We start from the raw sequence: 22,314 nt of genomic DNA, 5'->3' as shown, positions 1-22,314 counted from the left end.
CGGCTCCGACGACGTGGACGAACCACTGACCGAGGTGACGGGGGCGCAGGTCCGCACCTGGGCCCGCGCCCACGGTCACGACGTCAGCGGCCGAGGGCGTCTTCCCGAGCACGGGATCATGGCGTACCGGGACGCGCACGCACCGGGAGGACAGTAGTCCGCCGTCGGCGTGACGGCGCTCCGACCACCATGACCATGAACACGGCCACCACCGGTCACGCATCTCCCCACAGCCTGCAAACCACCCCACATTGGTGAAGATTTGGACAAAAAGTTCTTTTGTCTCAATCTTCTGCATTGACCTTTAAACCACAGCGAACCATACTTCCCGTCATGGAGGCACAGAAATCCACAGAAGCGGGCAGCCATGCTGCCCGCTGAGCGGCACTCGCGGATCGGAGAGGCGTTGCGGGCCTCCCGGGTCGTCAGCACCGAGGAGCTGGCGCGTGAGCTGAAGGTCTCCGTGGAGACGATCCGACGCGACCTCGTCCTGCTGGAACGTCAGGGCAGGCTGGCGCGGGTGCACGGCGGGGCGACGGTCGCCTCGGGGCGCTCCTCCGGGGAGGAGGCGCCCTTCACCGAGCGGACCGGGACCGCCGCCGAGGCAAAGCGGCACATCGGCCAGGCCGCGGCTGCGCTCGTACGGCCGGGCCAGACGATCGTGATCGACGTGGGGACCACCGCCGTGGACGTGGCCCGTGCCCTGCCGCTCGACTTCACCGGGACCGTGGCCACGTGTTCCCTCCTGGTCGCCGCCGAGCTCTCCGAGCGCCCCGGCGTCGAGGTCCTCGTCTCCGGGGGCCGGCTCAGGAGTGGTGACCTCGCACTGTCGAACTCCCTGGCGCAGGCCTTCTTCGCCGACCTGAACCCGGATGTCGCCTTCCTCGGCTCGGGAGGCGTGGACGCCGTCGCCGGGCTGACCGACTACTACCTGGACGAGATCGCCGTGCGCCGGACGATCCACGGCAACGCCGCCCGCTCCTTCGTGCTGGCCGATTCGAGCAAGTTCGGCAGGATCGCCCGGCATCGTGTCGCGGGTATCGAGGAGTTCGCCGGACTTGTCACGGAGACCGAGCCACCACCGAGCATTCGAGACGCCGTCACCCGCGGAGGCGGGGTGGTCGTCCTGCCGTGAGAGCCACAAGACCCGCGGGACCTTCGAGAGCCCCGAGAACCGCGAGACCGCGAACCGAGAAGGCCTGAGGCCGTACGGCAAGACGCCAAAACGGCCCAGACGCCAGGTCCCGCGACCTGAGACCCAGAAAGACCTGAAAGACCCAAAAAAGCCTGAAACCCAGAAAAACCTGAGACCCGGAAAGCCTGAGACCCAGGAAAGTCCGAGTCCCGGAGAGCCCTGGGCCTGCTTGCGGGCCTTCGCCGTAGCACGGATCGTCCAGGTGGACGCGCCGCGAGGCGGAGAAGGAGCCCATAACGAAGTATGGGCGACCACAGCAGGCATAGAGATCCACAAAACGGGTCCCATGTCGAAGGAGCTCAAGACCGAAAAGGCCAGACCCAGAAAGCCGGGCCCCAGAACGAAGGCCCCAAAGGGCCCGAAGCCTCAAAAAACCAAGGAGCCGGAGAGTTCGAGGAGCCGGGAGGCGCGGCAACGCCACCCGGCTCGGATCCCCAGCCGATGCACCATCTGACAGGAAACACAGGAGTTGGGACCCATGCCCCAGTATTCACCACACGAGTCCCCGGATCAGGCCACGGCGAGCGTCGAGGAGTTCGGCTACAAGCAGGCGATGAAGCGAGGAACCGGGCGTTTCGCGTCGTTCGCGGTCGCCTTCGCCTTCGTCTCGATCGCCACGGGAATCTTCACCACCTACGGCTCCGTGCTGAACAGTTCAGGGCCCGCGGGCATCTGGACCTGGCCGATCGTGATCGTCGGTCAGCTCGCGGTCGCGTTCATCTTCGGTTCCCTGGCCGCGCGCATCCCGGTGACCGGCTACTCCTACCAGTGGACCTCCCGCCTGGCCAATCCCGTCCTGGGCTGGATCATCGGCTGGATCTCGTTCACGTTCCTGGCGATCGTGGTGGTCGCGGTCGACTACACCATCGCCTCGACCGTGCTTCCGGCGCTGCTGAACTACCAGGGGACGGCGCTGAACGCGTGGGTGATCACCGGGGTGGTCATCCTCGCCCAGGCGTTCCTGGTCGGGTTGTCCACGAAGTGGACCGAACGGGTCAACAACTTCGCCGTCTCCGCCGAGCTGGCCGGCATGATCGCCCTGGTCCTGCTGCTGCTCGGGGTGGGGTTCGTCGCCAAGGAGGCCAACTTCGCGAACCTCTTCAGCACCGGCGCCGTCCCCGCCGAGGGCTACCTGTCCTTCGGCACGCTCACCTCGGCGGGCCCGTGGATGCTGGGCTTCCTGCTTGGCGCGTTCACGATCGTCGGCTTCGAGTCGGCGGCCAACCTGGCCGAGGAGACCAAGGACCCGGCCCGCGTCGTGCCCCGCGCCATGTGGCAGGCGGTCCTCGCCTCCGGTGTGCTGGGCTTCCTGTTCCTCATCGCCGTCACCCTGCTCGCCGGGGACCCGGTCGAGCTGGCGAAGTCGGACACGCCGATCGCGGACGTGATCACCCGGACCCTCGGCCCCGTCGTGGGTACGGCCCTGCTGGTGCTGGTGGTCATCGCGATCTTCGCCTGTGGCATGGTGATCCTCATGAGCGGGGTGCGCCTGGTCTGGGCGATGTCCCGTGACGAGCGCTTCCCCGGCTGGCAGGCCTGGCAGAAGATCTCGCCGAGGTTCGGCACGCCGCTGAACGCGACCGTGCTCATGTGCGTCATCGGCCAGCTGATCCTGGCGATCTTCTCGACCAGGACGGACGCGCTGTTCGGGCTGTTCGCCGCGGCGACGCTGCTGCCCGCGATCATCTACGCCTCGACCGTCGCCCTGTACGTGGTCAAGCGTCGTTCGCTGCCGCCCAGCAGGGGCTTCGACCTGGGCCGCTGGGAGATCCCGGTGGTCACGGTCGCGGTGGTCTGGCTGGTGTTCGAGCTGCTGCTGTTCCGCGACGCCTCGTTCGCCGACCCGTGGACCTATGTGCTGATCATGCTGGTGATCGGCGCCGCCTACCTGGTCTACCTGCTCGCCACCAGGGGCGGGGCGCGTGGCCTGGCCATGCCGGAGATGCGCTCCATCGACGCCGAGCTGGACGCCGACGCCGCCGCCGGGCACGACGTCTCCCAGGATCGGGGGGACGTGAACCGGCGATGACGACCGTACTGGCGATAGACCAGGGCACCTCGGGGACCAAGGCGGTCGTGACCGACGGTGAGGGGAGGGTGCTCGGCCTGGCCGAGCACCCGGTGCGCCCCGTCTACCTGCCGGGTGGCGGGGTCGAGCAGGACCCGAGGGAACTGCTCGACTCGGTCCTTGAGGCCGGGCGGCGGGCCGTCGCGCAGGCCGGTGTCCCCGTCGACGCCGTGGCGCTGGCCAACCAGGGTGAGACCGTACTGGCCTGGGACCCCACGACGGGTGAGCCGCTGTCCACCGCGATCGTGTGGCAGGACCGCCGTTCCGAGGAGATCTGCGTACGGCTGCGCGAACACGCCGACCGGGTCGCGCAGGCCACCGGGCTGGTCCTGGACCCGTACTTCTCCGCGCCCAAGATGGCCTGGCTGCGGGAGAACGTGACCGGGGAGGGTGTGGTCACCACCTCGGACTCGTGGCTGGTGCACCGGCTGACCGGGGAGTTCGTCACCGACGTCTCGACGGCAAGCCGGTCGCTGGTCACCCGGCTCGACGACGCGGACTGGGACGACGGGCTGCTCGAACTGTTCGGGCTCGGCGGGGAGCGGCTGCCCCGGGTCGCCGCCAACGACGAGGTGGTCGGCTCGACCTCCGCGTTCGGCGGGGACCTGCCGGTGTGCGGGCTGGTCGTCGACCAGCAGGCGGCGTTGCTCGCCGAGAACTGCCTCACCGCGGGCGAGGCGAAGTGCACCTTCGGCACCGGGGCGTTCCTGCTGGCCAACACCGGCACCTCGGCCACGCGTTCGACGGCGGGCCTGGCCGCCTCCGTCGCCTGGCGGGTCAGGGGGGAGACGTCCTACTGCTTCGACGGGCAGGTCTACACGGCGGCCTCGGCCGTACGGTGGCTGCAGGACCTGGGCATGATCGGCTCGGCGGCCGACCTCGACGTCGTGGCGGCCGACGACAGCGAGGGCGTGCTGTGCGTCCCCGCGCTGGCCGGGCTCGCCGCCCCGTGGTGGCGGCCGGACGCCAGGGCCTCCTTCACCGGGATGACGCTTTCCACCGGCCGGGGGCACCTGGTGCTGGCCGTACTGCAGGGCGTCGCGGCGCAGGTCGCCGAGCTGGGCGACCTCGTCGTCGCCGATCTCGGGCGGCCGCTGAGCGCGCTCAGGGTGGACGGCGGGCTCACCCGCAGCCGGGTGCTCATGCAGGCGGTCGCCGATCTGGCACAGGTCACGATCGAGGTCTACCCGTCGGAGCACGCGACCCCGCTGGGCGCCGCCGCGCTGGCCCGCGCGGCGCTCGACCCCGCCCTGCCGCTGCGGGAGGCGGTCGGCGGGTGGAAACCGGCCACGACGTACGAGCCGCACTGGCCGGCGGAGCGGGCGGCCGAGTTCCGCGCCCGCTGGCACGAGGCCGTACGGACGACCACAACGAGACAGGAGCAGGAGGGGGAACGGTGAGCACCACGGGGGTGGGCACGTTCGACGTGGCGGTGATCGGAGCGGGCATCGTCGGCTCCGCCATCGCCAGGGAGCTGGCGGGGCACGAGCTGAGTGTGGCGCTGCTCGAAGCGCGTGACGACGTCGGCGACGGCACCAGTAAGGCGAACACCGCGATCCTGCACACCGGTTTCGACGCCAAACCCGGCACCCTCGAATCCCGTCTGGTGCGCGAGGGCTATCACCTCCTGTCCGGCTACGCGGCCCGTACGGGCATCCCGGTCGAGCACACCGGGGCCCTGCTGGTCGCCTGGACCGCCGAGGAGCTCGACGCGCTGCCGGGCCTGAAGGAGAAGGCCGAGCTCAACGGCTACGACAAGACGGAGATCGTCGGCGCGGAGGAGGTCTACCGGCTGGCGCCGCACCTGGGTGAGGGGGCCCTCGGCGGGCTGACCGTGCCCGACGAGTCCATCGTCTGCACCTGGACGACCAATCTGGCGCTGGCCACCGAGGCGGTCCTGCGCGGGGTGACGCTGCTGCTGAACCACCGGGTCCTGACCGTCGAGGAGCACTGGGAGTCGACGACGCTGCGCACCTCGGGCGGGGACGTCACCGCCCGCTGGGTCGTCAACGCGGCCGGGCTCGGCGCCGACGTCGTGGACCGGCTGTTCGGCTACGACCGTTTCACCGTCACGCCGCGCCGCGGTGAGCTGCTGGTCTACGACAAGCTCGCCCGCCCGCTGGCCGACCGGATCATCCTGCCGGTGCCGTCCTCACGCGGCAAGGGCGTGCTGGTCAGCCCGACCGTCTACGGGAACGTCCTGCTCGGGCCGACCGCCGAGGACCTCCTCGACCGGACCGACACCGGGACCTCGGAGCGGGGCCTTGAGTTCCTGCTGGAGAAGGGGCGCAAGATCATGCCCGAGCTGCTGCGGGAGGAGGTCACCGCGACCTACGCGGGCCTGCGCGCGGCGAGCGACCGCCAGGACTATCTGATCGAGGCAGACGCGGAGCACCGTTACGTCCTCGTCGGCGGTATCCGCTCGACCGGGCTCACCGCGGGCATGGCCATCGCCCGGTACGTCACCGAACTGGCGGGCAAGGCCGGGCTGCCGCTCGTGCCGAGGACCGATCTGCCCGAACCTCCCCGGATGCCCAACCTCGGGGAGGCCTTCCTGCGTCCCTACCAGGACGCCGAGCGGATCGCCGCCGACCCCGCCTACGGCAAGGTGGTCTGTTTCTGCGAGCGGGTGACCGAGGGGGAGATCCGTGACGCCCTCACCTCACCGATCCCGCCCGCCGGGCTTGAGGGGTTGCGGCGCCGTACGAGGGCGATGAACGGGCGCTGCCAGGGGTTCTTCTGCGGCGCCGAGATCGGAAACCTGCTGGAGGCCGACCGATGAGCGACACCGTCACCACCCTCACCCCGGACGTGGTCGTCGTCGGCGCGGGGCCGTCCGGGCTGAGCGCCGCGCGGGTGCTCGCCCCCCGGGTCGGCGGTGAGGTCCTGGTCCTCGACCGCGAGAGTACGGCCGGCGGCATCCCCCGCCACAGCGACCACCCCGGCTACGGCGTCAGGGACATGGGGCGTTTCATGGGCGGCCCCGCCTACGCCCGCAAGCTCGTCCGGCAGGCGGAGGAGGCCGGGGCGACGATCCGGACGAACGCCACCGTGACCGGGTGGGCCGGGGAGCGCGCGATCGAGGTGACCAGCCCCGAGGGTCGTCTCCTCGTCGAGGCCGGGGCGGTGATCCTGGCCACCGGCGCCCGGGAACGTCCCCGTCCGGCCCGGCTCATCCCCGGGGACCGGCCCCGTGGCGTCTACACGACCGGGCACCTGCAGAACCTCGTCCATCTCAGGCACGGCAGGGTCGGTGAGCGGGCCGTCGTCGTGGGCGCGGAGCTGGTCAGCTGGTCGGCGGCACTGACGCTGCGGGAGGCGGGCTGCCGTACGGTGCTGATGACCACCGAGTATCCGAGGCCGGACTCCTACGCCGTGTTCAGCGGCCCGGGAAAGGTGCTGTTCGGGACGGAGGTCGCCACCCGCACCCGGGTGAGCCGGATCATCGGCAGGCCTGACCTGCGCGCGGTCGAGATCGAGAACCTCGACACGGGACGCAGGCGGGTCGTCGAGTGCGACACGCTCATCCTCACCGGTGACTGGATTCCCGACCACGAGCTGGCACGCGCCGCCGGGATCGCCATCGACCCCGGCACCCGGGGGCCGCTGGTCGACAGCGCGCTGCGCACGGACCGGCCGGGTGTGTTCGCCGTGGGCAACCTGCTCCACCCGGTGGACACCGCCGACGTCGCGGCGATCGACGGCGCCCATGTGGCGCGTCCCGTCACGACCTGGCTGGACGGCGGGTCGTGGCCGGTCGGCGAGGGGGTACGGCTGCTGGCCGGGGAGCCCTTCCGGTGGGTCGCGCCGGAGATCCTGCGTCCCGGTGACCCGGTGCCCGCCCGGCGCCGGCTGTTGCTGTGGGGTGATCGCCACATCCGCCTCCCGCACGTGGTGCTGTGGCAGGGCGACCGGGTCGTGGCGCGCAGGCGGGTGTGGTGGCCGGTGGCCCCGGGCCGGGTGTTCCGCGTCCCTACGGACATGCTGTCCGCCGTGGACCCGCGGGGCGGCCCGGTGCTGGTCACCGCGGAACCGTGACCCCCGGCTCCCCCTCCAGCCGGTAGACGCGGCGGGCGTTCTCCGCGCCGATCATCGTGGCCACCCGTACGGCCTGCGTCCTGCTCCACTCCCCGTCGGCGACGAAGCCGGACAGGACGCGGGTCATCGCGCTCCGCCACAGCAGGGCGCCCAGGTGGTGCAGTTCGGCGGGTCCCCAGGCGTCGGAGGAGAAGAGGATCTTGGCGAAGGGGGCGAGTTCCAGGCTCTCCGCGACGACGGCCGCGCTGCGCGCCCCGGTGTGGTTCACGGCGAGCCCCACGTCGAAGTAGACGTTCGGGTAGACCTGGGCGAGGAAGCCCGCGTTGCGGTGGAACGGGTAGCAGTGCAGCAGCATCAGCGGGACGCCGCTCGGTTGCGCCCGTTCGATGAGGCCGCGCAGCAGCAGCGGGTCGCAGCGGCGCAGGTCCAGGTCGGGGTCGCCGTAGCCGGTGTGGAACTGCAGCGGCAGGCCGCGCTCGACCCCCTTCCAGATCAGGTGGCGCAGCAGCACCGGGTCGTCGACACGGACTCTTCCCGTCCGCTCGGCCTCCCGCAGCCACCTGCCCGCCGCGGCCGTCACCTCGCCGAGGGTCGGCGGCTCCGGGTCCACGTCGAGACCGTGCCGGTAGGCGACGACCGTCTTCACCCCGCGTGCCGTACGGCTGCGCTCCCACAGGGCCGCCTCGAAGCGGGCGGAGAAGCCGGCCGCGTCGGTCCCCTCGGTCACGACGTGTTCGGCGACCGTCTCCAGGCGGACGATCTCTTCGGCGGGGCGTCCGGTGGCCTCGGTCATCCCGGCCGGGCCGAGGAGTTCCTCGCCCCGGTAGCCGGTCTCCACCAGGAAGTGGCCCACCCCGCTCGCGGTCAGCAGCCGCCGGTTGACCTCCTCGACGCCCAGTTCGGTACGGCGGGCGAGGTAGGTCTCCGGGTCGGTGTGCGCTTCGAGACCGAGGACGGGCGCGCAGTGCCGCAGGACGGCGAAGCCGAGCTGGGAGTCGAACTGGGTCATCCAGGACGGCGTCGGCCGGTCGGACTCGGTGATCAGCTCCTCGAACCCCCGCCTGGACAGGTCCGTGGCCAGGGCTCCGTGCACGTGGTGGTCCACCAGCGCGACCGCCCCGACGTCCCGTCCCAGGGACTCGGCGGAGAGGACGGTGGATGCTCCGGTCATGACGTGCTCCCGTGGCGGTTCGCGGCTTTCGGTCGTGTCCGTGGTCTCCCCACCGACCCCGTCGTCATACCAGAACCCGCCCCGGCGACCTGCGGGCACAGGGGTGCGCCGTACCAGGAAAGGCGTCGGCCCGCGAGTGGCGACTCCATGTGTTTCCCTTTGTGGAGGGCCCACCGTGAAGAAGCCCCGCCGGTTATCCGGAAAGCGTCCTTGCCTTAAGTGGCCGAGGACGTCGCCGCCTCATCCGTTACGGGAAAACGGCGCCGAAGCGGTTGTCACGGGCCCGCCTGAGGAACCACCCGCATTCCGGGACGCCCATCCCGGTGAAAGACCCGGTGATTCGCGGCGGGGAATGTCCCCTGCCTGGCCGGGACGAAAGCGTGGCCGGGCGAAAGGCGGGCCGGGGCGTAGGCCCGTGACCGGACGAAAGGCGAGACCGGGGTGTAGGCGTAGGTGGCCGGGTGAACCGGCCCGCGCCCGGCGGCTCCCGTCCAGGCCCATCCGTGGCCGCGCGATATGTCACGACATCCGAACAAGGGTGTCCTTGTGTGATGAAGGGAGGCGGGGACTACAATCCGGAAAAGCATAATGGCCGGGGAAAGCACGGGGCGTGCTTGAGTAATCGCCTGACCATAGTGCGAGCACGTGAATCTGACGCTTAAGTGACTGTCCGGAAAGCCAGTCATCGAAGCGTTCGCGATCCTCGCGAACGCCGGAGGGAAGCTCCGATGCTCCAGACCATTCTGCTCGTGCTCGGTCTGTTCGTCGCTCTCGTGAGCATGGTGATCCTCGTCGAGGGCACGTCGCTGTCCGAACTGGTCTCGGACATCCGTACCAGGAACGCCCGTAACCGCCGCCTGCGCCGTTGCCGTCGCGACAACGCCGTCTACCCCTACTTCTACGACGTCGGCCTGAAGAACAGGGCCGAGGCGCAGCCGCCCGCCCCCGTCGGGGGCCGGGTCGGCGTGAGCCGCTGCGGTCTTGAGGGCGCCCCCATGCCGCCCGGCATGTCCTCCCTCTACACGTTGCACCACCGCGGCACCGGCCACCTGGTGCCGTGCACCGGCGAGGAGGTCCGGCGGTGGCGGCAGGCCGCGGTCGAGTACGTGACGACCCTGCGCGAGGCGGGCGCCGCGCTGCGCACCGAGCACGAACGGGCCAGGCTGCGCCCCGTACGGCTGCTGCCCGGTGGGCGCCGCAGGATCGCCGCCGAGTTGCGGGAGGCCCGAGGGCGTTTCCAGTCCGCCGCCCTGACCGCCGCCGCGGCCTACCGGCCGGTACACGACGAGATCGCGAACCGCCTGAAAAGCGAACCCGCGCGCGGAATCCGGCGAGGGTGGCGACCGGCCCCCCTCACCTCACGGGAACGCCACCCCCTGTGAGCGGAGCGGCCCGCCGTTCAATAGTGTCCGATCCATGAGCACTCACTATGACGTCGTGGTCCTCGGCGCGGGCCCCGGAGGGTACGTGGCGGCGATCCGCGCCGCCCAGCTGGGCCTGAGCACGGCGATCGTCGAAGAACGTTACTGGGGCGGGGTGTGCCTCAACGTGGGGTGCATCCCGTCGAAGGCGCTGCTGCGCAACGCGGAACTCGCCCACCTGTTCAACCACGAGGCCAAGACCTTCGGCATCCGGGTCGAGGGCACGGTCACCTTCGACTACGGCGAGGCGTTCAGGCGCAGCCGCAGGGTCGCCGACCGGCACGTCAAGGGCGTGCACTACCTGATGAAGAAGAACGGCATCACCGAGTACGAGGGCCGGGGCGAGTTCACCGACGCGAACACGCTGCGGGTGACCGGGGCCGACGGCGGCGAGCAGACGGTGACGTTCGACCACTGCATCATCGCGGCGGGCGCCACCACGAGGCTGCTGCCGGGGACGTCGGTCACCGACCGGGTCGTCACCTACGAGGAGCAGATCCTCAGCGAGGAACTTCCCGGCAGCGTGGTCATCGCCGGGGCGGGCGCCATCGGCGTCGAGTTCGCCTACGTCCTGCACAACTACGGCGTCAAGGTGACGATCGTCGAGTTCCTCGACCGGCTCGTCCCGCTTGAGGACGAGGAGGTCTCCGCCGAGCTGGCACGTCACTACCGGCGGCTCGGCATCGAGGTGCTGACCTCGACGCGGGTGGAGTCCATCGACGAGTCCGGCGACAAGGTGCGGGTGACCGTCTCGCGTGACGGGCGGCAGGAGGTCCTCGAAGCCGACAAGGTGCTGCAGGCCATCGGCTTCAAGGCCCGCGTCGAGGGCTACGGCCTCGAACGCACCGGGGTCGCCCTGACCGACAGGGGCGCCATCGCCGTGGACGGGCGCTGCCGCACGAACGTGCCGCACATCTTCGCCATCGGCGACGTGACCGCCAAGCTGATGCTCGCGCACGCGGCCGAGTCCATGGGGATCATCGCGGCCGAGACCATCGCGGACGCCGAGACCATGGAGCTCGACTACGTCATGATCCCCAGGGCGACGTACTGTCAGCCGCAGATCGCCAGCTTCGGCTACACCGAGGCACAGGCCCATGACCTCGGCTACGACGTCCAGGTGGCCAAGTTCCCCTTCAGCGCCAACGGCAAGGCCCACGGCCTCGGGGACGCGGTCGGCTTCGTGAAGATCATCAGCGACGGTGAGCACGGCGAGCTGATCGGCGCCCACCTGATCGGCCCCGAGGTCACCGAGTTGCTTCCCGAGCTGACGCTGGCCCAGAAGTGGGACCTGACCGTCACCGAGGTCGCCCGCAACGTGCACGCCCACCCCACACTCGGCGAGGCGGTCAAGGAGGCGATCCACGGCCTGGCCGGACACATGATCAACATGTGAGGGGCACCGGGGACCGGTCCCTACCCGGCGGAGGCGTAGGTGACCATGAAGGCCTGGGCCGTCCTGACGAGACCGTTGTAGCAGGCCACGCCCCGGACGGTCACCGCGAGCGCGCCGGTGTTCCACGGTGCCGGCAGGTTGCAGTATTCGGGGCCGGGTCCGTACGCGGTGACCTGCACGTGGTCGAGGAGCCCGCCGACCTGCGGGAACGTCACCAGACGCAGCCCCGCTCCCGCGGAGCGCACGGTGTTGACGGCCCCGCGGGAGTTGTGGCTGATCCCGCCGGGCCGCGGGGAGTACGGCCCGGCGTCGTCCGGGAGGTTGTCGAAGGTGTAGGCGAAGTTCTCCGACGGGAGCGCCGCCCCGGTGATGGCCCGCTCACGCTGGTAGGTGAGCGTCCAGCCGGTGCCGACGGGGGTGTCGGCCGCGTCGTGACAGCGCACCCGGACGCTCTGCCCTGCCACCGTGGACGTCCAGGCGGCGACCTTGCAGCGCGCGGGCCGCTCGGGATCGACCGCGGTCACCTGCAGGCCGCCCGTCCTCCGCGCCGTGCCGAGGCCGGGCATGAGGACGTCCCAGGTGCCCGCAGGCCCGGCGGTGACGGTGTTCTCACCCGCCGCGGAGTTGGCGCGTGAGACGACCGCCACGCCGTCGTGGTGGACGTAGCCGAAAGCCTTCCCGTCCACGACCTCCACCTGCGGGACGCTCTCCTCGAACAGGACGGTGAACGGGACGGTCACCGGGGCGCCGCCGTACCGGTGGCACCGTACGGCCACGAGCAGGTCGGCGCCCGAGGGGCCCCACCACAGGACCTGGCACCACTCGGGGCGGGGGGAGACGGCCGTGACGTGCGCGACGCCGCCCGTGGTCGCCAGCCGAGGGAACCTGACGTACGTCGGGCCTCCGGCCGGAGTGAGGATCGAGACGACCGGGCCGGGCAGCCAGCTTCCCGCCTGGCGGGCGAGGGTGGGGACGCCGTTCGGCGTGTCGACGAAGGCGAACCCCCAGCGGTCGGGAACAGCCGTTCCCGCTCCCGCCGCGGGGACGGTGAGGTCACCTGTGAGCACGCCGAGGACGCAGAGGATCGACGTGACGACCTTTCGCAACCGACGCATACCGCTCTCCATCGGCCGAGGGGGACGTACGGCCAGGCATGACCGCGGCCGTGACATGGGGCGGCGTGAGGCGGCATGGCAGAGCCGGGGAGACACCTGGTTGAGCGTTCTTCGGGCTCTCGACGACCCGCGAGCGGAGCGGCCTCTCATCCCGGAGACCGGCGAAACGCCATGGACGACCGGAGGCGCCCACATCCGGAAACGGTGCGTCAATCGACGATTACCCTACGTCATAGTACGGCTCGCGCCGGCCCCGTCAACCCCTCACTCCGGGTTCGGGGCGCTCCCCTCGGATGCCTGCCGCAGCGCGCCGACCACGTCGGAGTCGACGGCGAAGAAGCCGTAGAGGTCGGTCATCCGCAGCAGCCGCTCGAAGGGGCCGCGCACACCCGCCAGGCGCATCCACCCGCCCGCCTCGCAGGTCATGGCCATCCCGCCGAGAAGGGTGCGCAGGCCGTTCGAGTCACAGAAGGTGATGCCTCCCGCGTCGAGGACGATCCTGGGACGACTCTCCTGGACCAGCCCCCTGATGGCCTCTCGCAGCAGCGGGCTCGACGTCCGGTCGATGTCGCCCTCGACGGTGAGCACGGCGCAGCGCGCCTCCTCGTGGTGGGTGACACGGACGACCAGCTGCCTGCTCACACCCACCCCTGCCCCTCCCGGCACCGGTGACGCGGCCCGGCCCGATCACACGGTATACCCCCACCCTCGCACAGCCGGGCGGCCCATGGGAGACATGTACGTAACGCCCAGAGACGACGTGGTATGACGTGGCACGACGTGGAGCCCAGGAAGGCGACACATGTGGCCCCCGAGCCACAAAACCCAGGCTGGACACCATACGTAGCGGATTGTTTACTTCTCGTGACCGCAGTAGCACCATCCGTCACAGGAGAAAGCATGCGACTCAACACGCTCACGACCGTCGCCCTCGCCGCCCTCGTCGGCTGCGCGGGCCTGACGGCGGCGACCGCCCTCCCGGCCACGGCGGGCACCACGCCCGTCACGGCCTCCTCCACGGCCGCCGACTTCACCGGCTACCAGATCGTCAAGCTGCCCAACGCCAACGTGCCCAACTTCACCCGGCGCGCGGTCAGGTGCCCGGCGGGCAAGCACGCCATCGGCGGCGGCGCGGAGGCCCAGGGCAACCGCGCGATCCTCGTCGGCTCCTTCCCGACCGAGGACGGCGCCGGCTGGTACGGCATCGGCCGTCAGGACGGCTACAGCGACGTCGGCATCAGCGTCTACGTGATCTGCGCCAACGTCAGCTGATCGCCCTCCCGCCGGACCGCCGGCCCCGAAGCACCGGCGGTCCGGCGGGAGCCCCAGGCTCTTCCCCGCCTTCCCCCTCCACCGACGACAGGCCATAATCACTTTCGGTGTCTGCCAAGTAACTTAACGTCAGACAACGGAGGGTTCGTCGTGAGGCGTCTGCGCTACCGCTTCGACAACCTCGTCATCCGGGGAGGCTGGGCCGTGCTCGGCCTGCTCGTCCTCGTGGCGCTCGCCGTCTCGGTCGCCGGGGCGACGGCCCTCGTCGTCCTGGTCCCGGACGCCACCGACCTGCCCCTCGCGCTCTGGTCGGGGTTGACACGCACACTGTCCCCGGTGACGGCGACACCCGAGGAGGGGCCGCCACCACTCCCCCGAGGCACCCCGGTGGTCGCTTTGACCGGAATCGTGATCTTCAGCGCGCTCGTCGGCCTCGTCAAGACGGGGCTCGACCGCAGGCTGGCCGGACTCCGCAAGGGCCGCTCGCCGGTGGTCGAGCGCGGCCACACCGTGGTGCTCGGCTGGTCGGAGCAGGTCTTCCTGATCCTGTCCGAGCTGGCCGCCGCGGGCGAGGGCAGAGGCGGGACGACCTGCGTGGCGATCCTCGCCGACATGGACCGGACCGCCATGGAGGAGGCCATCGGGGGCAGGGCCGCGCTGCGCAACCTGCGTGTCGTGTGCCGTACGGGCAACCCGACGGATCCGGCGGACGTGGCCATCGTCAGCCCGGAGCGGGCACGGGCGGTCATCGTGCTCGGTTCCGAGGACACCGACTCCGACGCCAGGACCATCAAGAGCCTGCTCGCGCTCGACGCCGCCGGGGTCCGGCCGAGGGTGCAGCTGGTCGCCGGCGTCCGTGACCCGGACAACCTGGTCGCCGCCCGGCTGGCGGGCGGGAGCGGCGCCCTGATCGTCGACGTCGACGAGATCTCCGCCCGCGTCGTGGTCCAGAGCTGCCTGAACCCCGGCCTGTCGGTGGTCTACGGCGACCTGCTCGGGTCGGGAGGAAGCGAGATCTGCTTCCGGCAGCCCTGCGACCTCGTCGGAGAGAACTTCGGTGACGCCCTGCCCGCCCTGGAGAACGGCTCCCTCATCGGCCTGGAGCGCCGGGGCCGGATCATGCTCAACCCCTCCGGGGAGACCCGGATCGACGCGAACGACCGGCTTGTCCTGATCATGGGCGACGGCGGCGCCAAGCAGTTCCGCACCTCGGCCGAGCCCGACAGCCACGAGATCATCGCCTCCGGGGAGCACACCCCAACGGCGCACCGCGTCCTGATCCTCGGCTGGAACGGCCGCGGCGCCGCGATCGTGACCGAGTTCGACCGCCGCATGCCGCCGGGGTCACAGGTGAGGGTCGTCGCGCACGACTCCCGGATGGCCTCGCGGATGGACGCCCTCGCGGGATCCCTGGCCAACGTGACCCTCGCCCACGAGAGTGGTGACATCACCCGTTACGGCACCCTTGAGGCGCTGGGCGTCGGGACCTACGACCACGTCCTGATCCTGGCCGACGACCGGCTCGGCGCACACGTCGCCGACTCGCGCACGCTCCTGACCCTTCTGCACGTCAGGGAGATGACCAGGAGCAACGGCTGGCGGCACAGCCTGGTGACGGAGATGGCCAGGGAGTGCGACCGGCGTCTGGCCGAGGTCACCGAGGTCGACGACCTGATCGTTCCCACCCGGGTGACCGGCCTGCTGATGATCCAGATCGCCGAGCATCCCCGGCGCCACGACGTGTTCACCGACCTGTTCGCCGCCGGGGGCCAGGAGGTCTCTCTCAGGCCCGCGGGTGACTACGTGCGGCTGTCGGTCCCGGTCGACTACGCCACCGTGGTCGCCGCCGCCCGTGCGTACGGCGAGATCGCGATCGGCTACCGAGGAGACCGTACGGCTCGCGGCGACGGCGGCGTCGTCCTGAACCCGCCGAAGAGCAGGAAGGTCGTCTTCGAAGCCGACGACGCGGTGATCGTGCTCTCCGGGCGCGCCTCCGCGAGGAAGGACGACCTGCGCACGGACGTGGAACACCTGGAGACGCTGAACCACGAGATCACCTGACGCACGACGGAGTCAGGTTCGAGGAAGACGCCCCAGTTGCAGGTCTTCGAGAAGGGCCTGCGTCGCGGCGGCGACGGCCTCGACCGCCCTGTCGAAGGCCTCGGCGTTACGGGCGGACGGGGATCGGAACCCGGAGACCTTGCGGACGTACTGGAGCGCGGCTGCCCGCACGTCCTCGTCGGTCACGTCACTGGCGTAGGGCTCCCGAAGGGTTTTGATGCTCCGGCACATGCCATGGACCATATTCCACCGCACCGACAGAACCGGGGAGCCCAAGCGGCCCCGCCGCTCCCCGTCCCGAACCCGTCCCCTGGCGAGAGACCGGCAGGGTGGATCGCGAACGGTTCGGTCCGCCGCTGCCTCCGGTTCCCCCCGTCAGGAAAGCACCGAGCATATGTCGAACGGTTCTTCGTCCAGCACATCGGGCGGCCGGACCTCGCTGATCCTCTCCCAGAACCCGGGAGGCGACGCAGGCGTCTCTTATGAAGCCGGAACGCGGCTTGGGCGGCGAAAGGCCGGTGAGGCGCTGATCCGGGCTTCGAGCCCTAGGCTCGCCTGAGCAGGCGTAGCCGGGGGAGGTTGCCGGTCAGGACCCGGGCGTAGGCGATGAGCAGGTGGGGAAGCTCGTCGGCCTGTCTCCACAGCAGCACCGCCTCGGCGTCGAGTTCGGCGACGCTGTCGGCCAGCCCCTCCCCCAGGGGCACGGACTCCATCCGCGCGTTCAGTTCGTGGGCGCGCATCCTGGCGCCGAGGGCCGCGTCCACGGCCTGGGAGGCCTGCCTGATCTCCCCGACCGTGCCGGGGGCGGCTCCGGCCCTGTCCAGGGCGTGGACGAGCTCGCCGGTGGGCGGCAGGAGGGGCATCTGGTGGTCGAGCCACATCCGGCCCCACAGACGCCGCCGTCGTGCCTCCGTCCACCCGTCCTGGACGAGCACGGGCCTGCCGTCGGGGGTTCGCCGGACGACCATGCCCAGCTCCGCGGCGAAGTCACGACCGCCGACCGGTGCCGGACCGCGGTCGCCCGGCCGTACGTCGGTCAGGCCCTCGTCCATCCACACGGCCAGTTCGGCGAGCTCACGGTCCGTCTCGGAGATGGCGGGCAGCAGCGCCAGCTGCCGTTCGTCCATGTGGGTGTAGGGGTCGGCCGCCGCGACGCGGACGGGGGTCAGGCCCGTCCCGACCAGCTGGGCGACCACGGCGCAGGCGGCCACGTCGGCGTACCACGCGGCGAAGACGGTCACCGCGTCCTCCAGTTTCTCCGCCGTCTCCTCGGCGAGGAGCGTCCGCCGGGCGCCCAGTGACTCAAGCGGGTCGATCCTGAGACCCGCCGGGGGCCACGTCTGGGTGGCGCGCAGCCGCGAACCACGCTCGTCGCTCTCGTACAGCTCCTGCCTGAGCCGCACGGCCGCCACGTAGTCGGCCTCGACCTGACAGGCCGCCTCGGTCAGGGCGTGCAGGACGTGGTCGATCGCCTCGTCGCTCAGCGCCTCTCCCGGCGTGGTGGTGAGCACCGCGGAGCCTTCGATTCTCACGCGCAGCCTCCCTCGGCTGGGCCCGACGGCCTGCTTGGCCGTTTCCTGCGACGGGTCGGCGCACCGCCGCACAATGGACACGGAGAGTACGCGAATGGTCACGGACAGACTACTCGTGGGCCGCAGGTGACGGGTGGGAACCAGGGGATCTCCGGCCGGAGCGCGGTCTCCCCTGGGCTTTCTCCGCGCAAAGCGGTGACGACGCGTCGCGAGAATGCCCGCGACCGCGTCCGGTCACGGTCCTCCGAAATGCCCTGCGGCCGCTTCGTTTGAACACCGGTCCAGACCCGGCCGTACGGCGTCGGCGGTTGTCGGGAAGTTCCCCCGCCCAGGCGGAGAAAGGCGGGAAAAGGCCGGGCGAAATTCATACGGGAAGCACCGTACGGCACCGGTGAGAACTTTCCACCATTCCTGCTTTCTCTCGGTGACAGGACGTGCCCTGTCCGCTTCCGCTCCGGGAAGCGGCTTTGGATGCCCGGAGAATTCCCAGTTCACAGCGTTGCCGCTCGGTGAATACGCCGAATGGCGAGATCCGCGAGGGGTGCCCGGCCCCGCCCGCCGGATGCCTGGAGCGCCGAAGATGAAAGGCCTGACACCGAACACTTCCGCTTTGGCGAGCGTGCTGCAAGACTGCGTTCGACTGTGCTTCGGGGCTTCATTCCCTTAGACGACCAGGCGTGGGAGGCCGGTGTGGGGGAAACTCGGTTCAGCCGAGACGACAAAGGCACTGGAAGAAGGCCGGGGCCGCCGGGAAAACAGGTTTCTCGCGGGACGAGTCGCTCCCCGGAGGTTCGGGGACGTTCCTTGGAGTTTCCTGAGCGTTTTCCGGGCGGAGGCGGTCGCCGGGGGGCGGCCGTGTCCATCGGCGACACGGGGCCGGAGAACGACCGGTCGCGTCCTGCGGGGAGCGCACCGGGGAGGCGTCATGCCCGGCGGTGAACCTCTCCAGGTCATCGTGTGCTCGACCGGCGCCGCCGGGCTGTCCGGCGTGCGCAGGGCCGTACGGCTGGCCAACCGGCGGGCGGCGGCGGGCAGACGGCTCCGCCTGCTGCTCGACCCGTGGCTGATTCCGGACACCGTCGGGATCGACCCCGGGGTGCGGATCGCCGAGCTTGTCGACCCCAACCCCGGCCACCGTTACCTGTGCCGGGAGCAGGCCGACGCCGACCGCGTCTTCGAGACCCTGCTCGCCCACGACTGGCAGTCGCAACCCGTCACGCTGACCTTCGTCGGCTGCGCCGCGCTGGCCCTGACGGTCGTGCGGGCCCGCAGGCTCCTGGGGCTGTTCCAGGACGCCACGATCGAGACGGTCGACCTGGAGCCGCTCACCGGGACCGTCGCGGGGACGCCCTCGGAGGTCTTCGCCCGCTGGGCCGCCGGATACGTACGCCGGTACGCCGGGACCGTCCTGCGAACCGGGGACGCTCCCCGGGGACGTGTCTCCGTGGTCATCCCACTGTTCGACCACGAACAGCGGGTTCACGAGGCCGTCGCCTCGGTCCGCCGCGACCTGCCGGAGGCCGAGATCGTGGTGGTGAACGACGGTTCTGCGGACCTGGCGACGAACAGGTTGTTCGACGGGCTGAACGGCGTGGTCAAGGTCAGCCAGGAGGGTCAGGGACTCAGCGCCGCCCGCAACGCCGGGATCCGGCACGGCCGCGGCGACTACGTGGTGCCGCTCGACGCCGACGACACGATCAGGCCTGGTTTCCTCGACGCGGCGCGCAGGGCGCTCGACGGCAATCCCGACCTGGCCTACGTCGTCGGTTACACCCAGTACACCGGCCTGCTCCACAGCACCTACGCCCCCGCCGGGTTCATCCCTGAGCTGAGCCTGTTCATGCACACGCACGGCAGGGCGACGGGCATGTACCGCAAGGAGGTGTTACAGGGGGTCGGCGGATACGACCGGCGCTTCCCCGCGTCCGAGGACTGGGAGATCCAGATCGCGCTGTACCGGGCGGGGCACCTGACCGACGTCCTGCCGATCGTCGCCCACCGCTCCCAGGGGGACGCCGAGCAGTTCCACTCCTCCCTGGAGGAACAGGTTCGTCACCGGCCGGTCCAGCAGATCATGCGCAAGCATCTGCCGATGCTGGACGCGGGTGACCTGCAGGTCGGGATGCTGGTGCTCGCGCACCTGTGGGACGCCGAGTACGAGCCCAGCCTGCCCACCCCACCCTGGCGAAGCCTGCCGGTCTGAGGAACTCTCGGTGTCCGGACGCTATCGTGACCGCTGTGGCCTCGCATTCGGACGACGACCGTCTTGACGAGCTGATCGCCGAGGCGACCGTGGACGCCTACGGTGAGAACGAGCAGCTCTCCGGGTTCCACGTGATGATCGAGGACAACCTCGCGCTGCCGTTCGAGACAGACGTCCTGGGCGCCCCCGTCACCGTCACAAGGATCACCCTGCTGGTCGGGACCGGTATCGCCGCCGTCTGCGAGCGTGGGAGACACCGCCAGGCGATCGGCGTCCTTGACCTGCCGCTACCCGATCCGCCTCCGGCCGGAGCCGAGTGGATCGAGGCGTTCCGCCGCTGGGCGGGGTGAACGGGTGAGCGAGTACCAGTACTACGAGTTCGTCGCCATCGACCGGCCGCTCACCGCCGGGCAACAGGCGGAGATCCGCGCCCTGTCCACCCGGGCCAGGATCACCGCGACCGGCTTCGTCAACGAGTACGAGTGGGGAGACTTCAAGGGCAGCCCGCGGACGATGATGGAGCGCTACTTCGACGCCCACCTGTATCTGTCCAACTGGGGGACCCACCGTTTGATGCTCCGCCTCCCCCTGAGGCTGCTGGATCCCGTCGTGGCCGGGCGTTACTCCGTCGAGGACCGGGTCGACTCCTGGACTTCGGGAGAGCACGTGATCCTGGAACTGGCCAGCGAGGAGGAAGAGGAGGACTGGGAGGATGACATCGAGAGCTCATTGCCGGCGATCGTCGGGGTCCGCGCGGAACTGGCCGCCGGCGACCTTCGTCCGCTCTACCTCGCCTGGCTGTCGGCTGTGAGGGACGGGGAGAAGGGGTCCGCGCCGCCCGTGCCGCCAGGGTTGGGATCGTTGACCGCCGCCCAGCGGGCGCTGGCCGACTTCCTGCGAGTGGACGACGACCTGCTGGCCGTCGCGGCCGAGGTGGGGCGGGGCCGTACAGCTTGATCGGGCCGCCCTTGCCTCCTGGATCGGCGCCATCTCTGGGCGCCGCAAGGACGCGCTGTTACTGAGGGTCGTCACCGGTGAGGCCGTCCATGTCCGTGCGGAGCTGCTGCGGGACTTCCACAGCCAGGTGACGGTCGCCGAACAACCGGTGCTTACGGCCGGCGAGCTGGAGGACGCCGCCTCCGTGCGCAGAGATGAGCGGCTGCGGAAGGAGCGGCTCCGCCGGGAACGGGAACGCGCCCGACGGGAGCGGCAGGAGGCACTGGATCGGGAACGCCGTCTGAACGAACTCGCCGGAGATCCGGACGGGGCGTGGACACGGGTGGAGTCGCTCGTCAGCACCGGAAAGTCCCGCGAGTACGGCCAGGCCGTCGCGCTGCTGCGTGACCTGTGGGCCCTGGCCGACCGCGAGGGCGACCTCAACGCCTTCGGTGAATGTCTCGCCCTGCTCAGGCAGCGGCATCGAGGTAAGTCGAGCCTGCTCAGGCGAATTGACGAGGCCGGGCTTTCCTCCGCGTGATCTGGTGTCTCAGGTGTCGGCGGCCTGGGAGAACTCCTCGCGGAGGAGGGAGAAGAGGAGTTGGTCGTGCCAGCGGCCGCCTCGCCACTGGGCTCGCCGTACGCGGCCCTCCTGCTGGAAGCCGATCTTCTCCAGGCAGCGGATCTCGGCCAGGTTCTCCGGGTCGGTCGTCGCCTGGACGCGCTCGACCCTGGTGTGGGTGAACAGGTAGCGGACGAGCTCGCGCTGGGCCAGGGTCCCGATGCCGCGCCCCCGCCAGGACGGCAGCAGGCCGATGGCGATCTCCCAGCACAGCGAGGTGTCGCGGCGCCCCCAGCGGCGCTCCAGCCACTCGACCCGCCCGGCCAGCTCGCCGTTCACGGTGACGGCGAGCATGTTGTCCGCCCCGGCCAGGAGTCCGCGGGTGCGCAGGGCCTCCCGCAGTGCGACCGTCGGGGTGAACCCGAACCACTGGTACGGCGTCGCCCCCTCCTCGCTCTGGAAGGCCAGGTCGAAGGCGTCCAGATCGGCCTCGACGACGGGCCGGAGCTCCACGGGCGGTCCCCCCTCGGTGGTCACCGGACGAGAAAACCCCAGGCCGGGCGTGCCGACCTGGGGTTTCCTCCGCTGTGCGCCGCCAGGGACTCGAACCCCGGACCCGCTGATTAAGAGTCAGCTGCTCTAACCAACTGAGCTAGCGGCGCTTGGCTTCGACAAGACTACCGGACGAGAGACCGTGCTTGGGACACGGAGCGACACAACCCAACTGTCATCCCATGCCATGAGATGACAGCCATTTCATAATTTTTCGTCGCTCAGCCCCAGGCCATGGCCTTGATCGTGGAATGCGTGGGGGTCGTGACCGTTTGGAGATCTCAGCCGGGGTAGCGGGAGGAGGCCGACGAACCACACCAAAGGAGAGAAACATGCAGCCTGAACTGTGGAGCTATCGCGCTGACGCCTACGACGTCAACCAGAGTCTCGACATCGCGGGCTATCACGTGGAGGCCACCGACGGGAAGATCGGCTCGGTCGACGAGGCGACCTACGAGGTCGGTGAGAGCTACATCGTCGTCGACACCGGACCGTGGATCTTCGGGAAGAAGGTCCTGCTTCCCGCCGGTACGGTGACCCGGATCGACCCTCAGGAGCGCCGGGTCCACGTCTCGCGCACCAAGGAAGAGATCAAGAACGCTCCCGAGTTCGACGAGGCGAACTTCAAGGAGCCGGTCTACCGCGACACGGTCGGTGAGTACTACGGCCGCTTCCCCTACGGCGGGACGGGCGTCTACTGACCCCTTCCGCGACGTCACGCACGGCGAGGGCCCCGCTTCGAGGCGGGGCCCTCGCCGCGTTCCGGGGGCGGTGACCGATCCCGGCCTTCTG

Annotated in this window: 21 protein-coding genes and 1 tRNA gene; 15 read left to right on the top strand and 7 right to left on the bottom strand. The window is 70.3% G+C overall.

Annotation, left to right across the window (positions count from 1 at the left end; all coding sequences use genetic code 11):
• Positions 1-13 precede the first annotated feature (13 nt).
• The 6 genes from ABT340_RS10370 to ABT340_RS10345 all read left to right on the top strand — a co-directional run bounded on the left by ABT340_RS10370 (position 14) and on the right by ABT340_RS10345 (position 7,301).
• Positions 14-157 (top strand): Lsr2 family DNA-binding protein, encoded by a 144-nt coding sequence (locus tag ABT340_RS10370; RefSeq protein ID WP_352010400.1) that lies wholly within the window; start codon positions 14-16, stop codon positions 155-157.
• Between the two features lie 210 nt (positions 158-367).
• A complete protein-coding gene (locus tag ABT340_RS10365) occupies positions 368-1,135 on the top strand; it encodes a DeoR/GlpR family DNA-binding transcription regulator (RefSeq protein ID WP_352010399.1) in 768 nt (255 codons plus the stop codon).
• 538 nt (positions 1,136-1,673) lie between these two features.
• Positions 1,674-3,224, top strand: a complete 1,551-nt coding sequence (locus ABT340_RS10360; protein WP_352010398.1) for an amino acid permease — start codon at positions 1,674-1,676, stop codon at positions 3,222-3,224.
• Complete coding sequence (locus ABT340_RS10355; protein WP_352010397.1) at positions 3,221-4,663, top strand: FGGY family carbohydrate kinase; 1,443 nt, start codon at positions 3,221-3,223, stop codon at positions 4,661-4,663. Before ABT340_RS10360 ends, ABT340_RS10355 begins: the two co-directional genes overlap by 4 nt.
• The gene (locus ABT340_RS10350) at positions 4,660-6,045 is read left to right on the top strand and encodes an NAD(P)/FAD-dependent oxidoreductase (protein WP_352010396.1); all 1,386 of its coding nucleotides are present in this window, start codon (positions 4,660-4,662) and stop codon (positions 6,043-6,045) included. The genes ABT340_RS10355 and ABT340_RS10350 overlap by 4 nt, the downstream gene beginning before the upstream one ends.
• Positions 6,042-7,301: an NAD(P)/FAD-dependent oxidoreductase gene (locus ABT340_RS10345; protein ID WP_352010395.1), complete on the top strand. Its 1,260-nt coding sequence runs from the start codon at positions 6,042-6,044 to the stop codon at positions 7,299-7,301. Before ABT340_RS10350 ends, ABT340_RS10345 begins: the two co-directional genes overlap by 4 nt.
• On the opposite strand, the gene ABT340_RS10340 is transcribed toward ABT340_RS10345, so the two are convergent.
• Complete coding sequence (locus ABT340_RS10340; RefSeq protein ID WP_352010394.1) at positions 7,285-8,472, bottom strand: amidohydrolase family protein; 1,188 nt, start codon at positions 8,470-8,472, stop codon at positions 7,285-7,287. The two genes, ABT340_RS10345 and ABT340_RS10340, sit on opposite strands and share 17 nt — an antisense overlap.
• Before the next feature lie 728 nt (positions 8,473-9,200).
• Here ABT340_RS10340 and ABT340_RS10335 point away from each other — a divergent pair.
• Both ABT340_RS10335 and lpdA read left to right on the top strand, forming a co-directional pair.
• On the top strand, positions 9,201-9,854 hold the full coding sequence (locus tag ABT340_RS10335; protein WP_352010393.1) for a hypothetical protein: 654 nt from the start codon (positions 9,201-9,203) through the stop codon (positions 9,852-9,854).
• A 34-nt stretch (positions 9,855-9,888) separates the two neighbouring features.
• The gene (lpdA, locus tag ABT340_RS10330) at positions 9,889-11,289 is read left to right on the top strand and encodes a dihydrolipoyl dehydrogenase (protein ID WP_352010392.1); all 1,401 of its coding nucleotides are present in this window, start codon (positions 9,889-9,891) and stop codon (positions 11,287-11,289) included.
• A gap of 20 nt (positions 11,290-11,309) precedes the next feature.
• Here lpdA and ABT340_RS10325 read toward each other — a convergent pair whose 3' ends face one another.
• Together ABT340_RS10325 and ABT340_RS10320 are read right to left on the bottom strand one after the other, a co-directional pair.
• Positions 11,310-12,404: a hypothetical protein gene (locus ABT340_RS10325; protein WP_352010391.1), complete on the bottom strand. Its 1,095-nt coding sequence runs from the start codon at positions 12,402-12,404 to the stop codon at positions 11,310-11,312.
• A gap of 264 nt (positions 12,405-12,668) precedes the next feature.
• Complete coding sequence (locus ABT340_RS10320; protein WP_352010390.1) at positions 12,669-13,046, bottom strand: STAS domain-containing protein; 378 nt, start codon at positions 13,044-13,046, stop codon at positions 12,669-12,671.
• Positions 13,047-13,304: 258 nt separating this feature from the next.
• Here ABT340_RS10320 and ABT340_RS10315 point away from each other — a divergent pair, with 258 nt between their 5' ends.
• Together ABT340_RS10315 and ABT340_RS10310 are read left to right on the top strand one after the other, a co-directional pair.
• Positions 13,305-13,676 carry a hypothetical protein gene (locus ABT340_RS10315; RefSeq protein WP_352010389.1) on the top strand — a complete coding sequence of 124 codons (372 nt, stop codon included), beginning with the start codon at positions 13,305-13,307 and terminating at the stop codon, positions 13,674-13,676.
• 150 nt (positions 13,677-13,826) lie between these two features.
• Entirely contained in the window at positions 13,827-15,737 is a 1,911-nt protein-coding gene (locus tag ABT340_RS10310) for a CASTOR/POLLUX-related putative ion channel (RefSeq protein WP_352010388.1), read from the top strand.
• 12 nt (positions 15,738-15,749) lie between these two features.
• On the opposite strand, the gene ABT340_RS10305 is transcribed toward ABT340_RS10310, so the two are convergent.
• On the bottom strand, positions 15,750-15,968 hold the full coding sequence (locus tag ABT340_RS10305; protein ID WP_352010387.1) for a DUF2277 domain-containing protein: 219 nt from the start codon (positions 15,966-15,968) through the stop codon (positions 15,750-15,752).
• Positions 15,969-16,282: 314 nt separating this feature from the next.
• On the bottom strand, positions 16,283-17,269 hold the full coding sequence (locus tag ABT340_RS10300; protein WP_352010386.1) for a hypothetical protein: 987 nt from the start codon (positions 17,267-17,269) through the stop codon (positions 16,283-16,285).
• 925 nt (positions 17,270-18,194) lie between these two features.
• Here ABT340_RS10300 and ABT340_RS10295 point away from each other — a divergent pair.
• The 4 genes from ABT340_RS10295 to ABT340_RS10280 all read left to right on the top strand — a co-directional run bounded on the left by ABT340_RS10295 (position 18,195) and on the right by ABT340_RS10280 (position 20,949).
• Positions 18,195-19,472: a glycosyltransferase family 2 protein gene (locus ABT340_RS10295; RefSeq protein ID WP_352010385.1), complete on the top strand. Its 1,278-nt coding sequence runs from the start codon at positions 18,195-18,197 to the stop codon at positions 19,470-19,472.
• Between the two features lie 35 nt (positions 19,473-19,507).
• Positions 19,508-19,822 (top strand): hypothetical protein, encoded by a 315-nt coding sequence (locus tag ABT340_RS10290; protein ID WP_352010384.1) that lies wholly within the window; start codon positions 19,508-19,510, stop codon positions 19,820-19,822.
• A gap of 4 nt (positions 19,823-19,826) precedes the next feature.
• Complete coding sequence (locus ABT340_RS10285) at positions 19,827-20,429, top strand: hypothetical protein (RefSeq protein WP_352010383.1); 603 nt, start codon at positions 19,827-19,829, stop codon at positions 20,427-20,429.
• A 184-nt stretch (positions 20,430-20,613) separates the two neighbouring features.
• Positions 20,614-20,949 carry a hypothetical protein gene (locus tag ABT340_RS10280; RefSeq protein WP_352010382.1) on the top strand — a complete coding sequence of 112 codons (336 nt, stop codon included), beginning with the start codon at positions 20,614-20,616 and terminating at the stop codon, positions 20,947-20,949.
• A gap of 9 nt (positions 20,950-20,958) precedes the next feature.
• Here the strand turns inward: ABT340_RS10280 and ABT340_RS10275 are convergent, their stop codons facing one another.
• Together ABT340_RS10275 and ABT340_RS10270 are read right to left on the bottom strand one after the other, a co-directional pair.
• Positions 20,959-21,483 (bottom strand): GNAT family N-acetyltransferase, encoded by a 525-nt coding sequence (locus ABT340_RS10275; RefSeq protein ID WP_352010381.1) that lies wholly within the window; start codon positions 21,481-21,483, stop codon positions 20,959-20,961.
• Positions 21,484-21,558: 75 nt separating this feature from the next.
• Positions 21,559-21,632, bottom strand: a tRNA-Lys gene (locus ABT340_RS10270).
• A gap of 222 nt (positions 21,633-21,854) precedes the next feature.
• On the opposite strand from ABT340_RS10270, the gene ABT340_RS10265 reads away from it, so the two are divergent.
• Complete coding sequence (locus ABT340_RS10265) at positions 21,855-22,223, top strand: PRC-barrel domain-containing protein (RefSeq protein ID WP_352010380.1); 369 nt, start codon at positions 21,855-21,857, stop codon at positions 22,221-22,223.
• The last annotated feature ends 91 nt before the right edge of the window (positions 22,224-22,314 follow it).

This window comes from Streptosporangium sp. NPDC000239 (assembly GCF_040300765.1).
GTDB lineage: Bacteria > Actinomycetota > Actinomycetes > Streptosporangiales > Streptosporangiaceae > Streptosporangium.
Note: the sequence above shows the minus strand (reverse complement) of the source record. Positions and strands in the feature narration are given on the sequence as shown.

Excerpts from the sequence above, each read along its gene's own strand:
- ABT340_RS10345 (WP_352010395.1), top strand. The coding sequence starts at position 6,042 with ATGAGCGACACCGTCACCACCCTCACCCCGGACGTGGTCGTCGTCGGC.
- ABT340_RS10355 (WP_352010397.1), top strand. The coding sequence starts at position 3,221 with ATGACGACCGTACTGGCGATAGACCAGGGCACCTCGGGGACCAAGGCG.
- lpdA (WP_352010392.1), top strand. The coding sequence starts at position 9,889 with ATGAGCACTCACTATGACGTCGTGGTCCTCGGCGCGGGCCCCGGAGGG.
- ABT340_RS10335 (WP_352010393.1), top strand. The coding sequence starts at position 9,201 with ATGCTCCAGACCATTCTGCTCGTGCTCGGTCTGTTCGTCGCTCTCGTG.
- ABT340_RS10315 (WP_352010389.1), top strand. The coding sequence starts at position 13,305 with ATGCGACTCAACACGCTCACGACCGTCGCCCTCGCCGCCCTCGTCGGC.
- ABT340_RS10295 (WP_352010385.1), top strand. The coding sequence starts at position 18,195 with ATGCCCGGCGGTGAACCTCTCCAGGTCATCGTGTGCTCGACCGGCGCC.
- ABT340_RS10305 (WP_352010387.1), bottom strand. The coding sequence starts at position 15,968 with ATGTGCCGGAGCATCAAAACCCTTCGGGAGCCCTACGCCAGTGACGTG.
- ABT340_RS10365 (WP_352010399.1), top strand. The coding sequence starts at position 368 with ATGCTGCCCGCTGAGCGGCACTCGCGGATCGGAGAGGCGTTGCGGGCC.
- ABT340_RS10340 (WP_352010394.1), bottom strand. The coding sequence starts at position 8,472 with ATGACCGGAGCATCCACCGTCCTCTCCGCCGAGTCCCTGGGACGGGAC.
- ABT340_RS10360 (WP_352010398.1), top strand. The coding sequence starts at position 1,674 with ATGCCCCAGTATTCACCACACGAGTCCCCGGATCAGGCCACGGCGAGC.
- ABT340_RS10325 (WP_352010391.1), bottom strand. The coding sequence starts at position 12,404 with ATGCGTCGGTTGCGAAAGGTCGTCACGTCGATCCTCTGCGTCCTCGGC.
- ABT340_RS10265 (WP_352010380.1), top strand. The coding sequence starts at position 21,855 with ATGCAGCCTGAACTGTGGAGCTATCGCGCTGACGCCTACGACGTCAAC.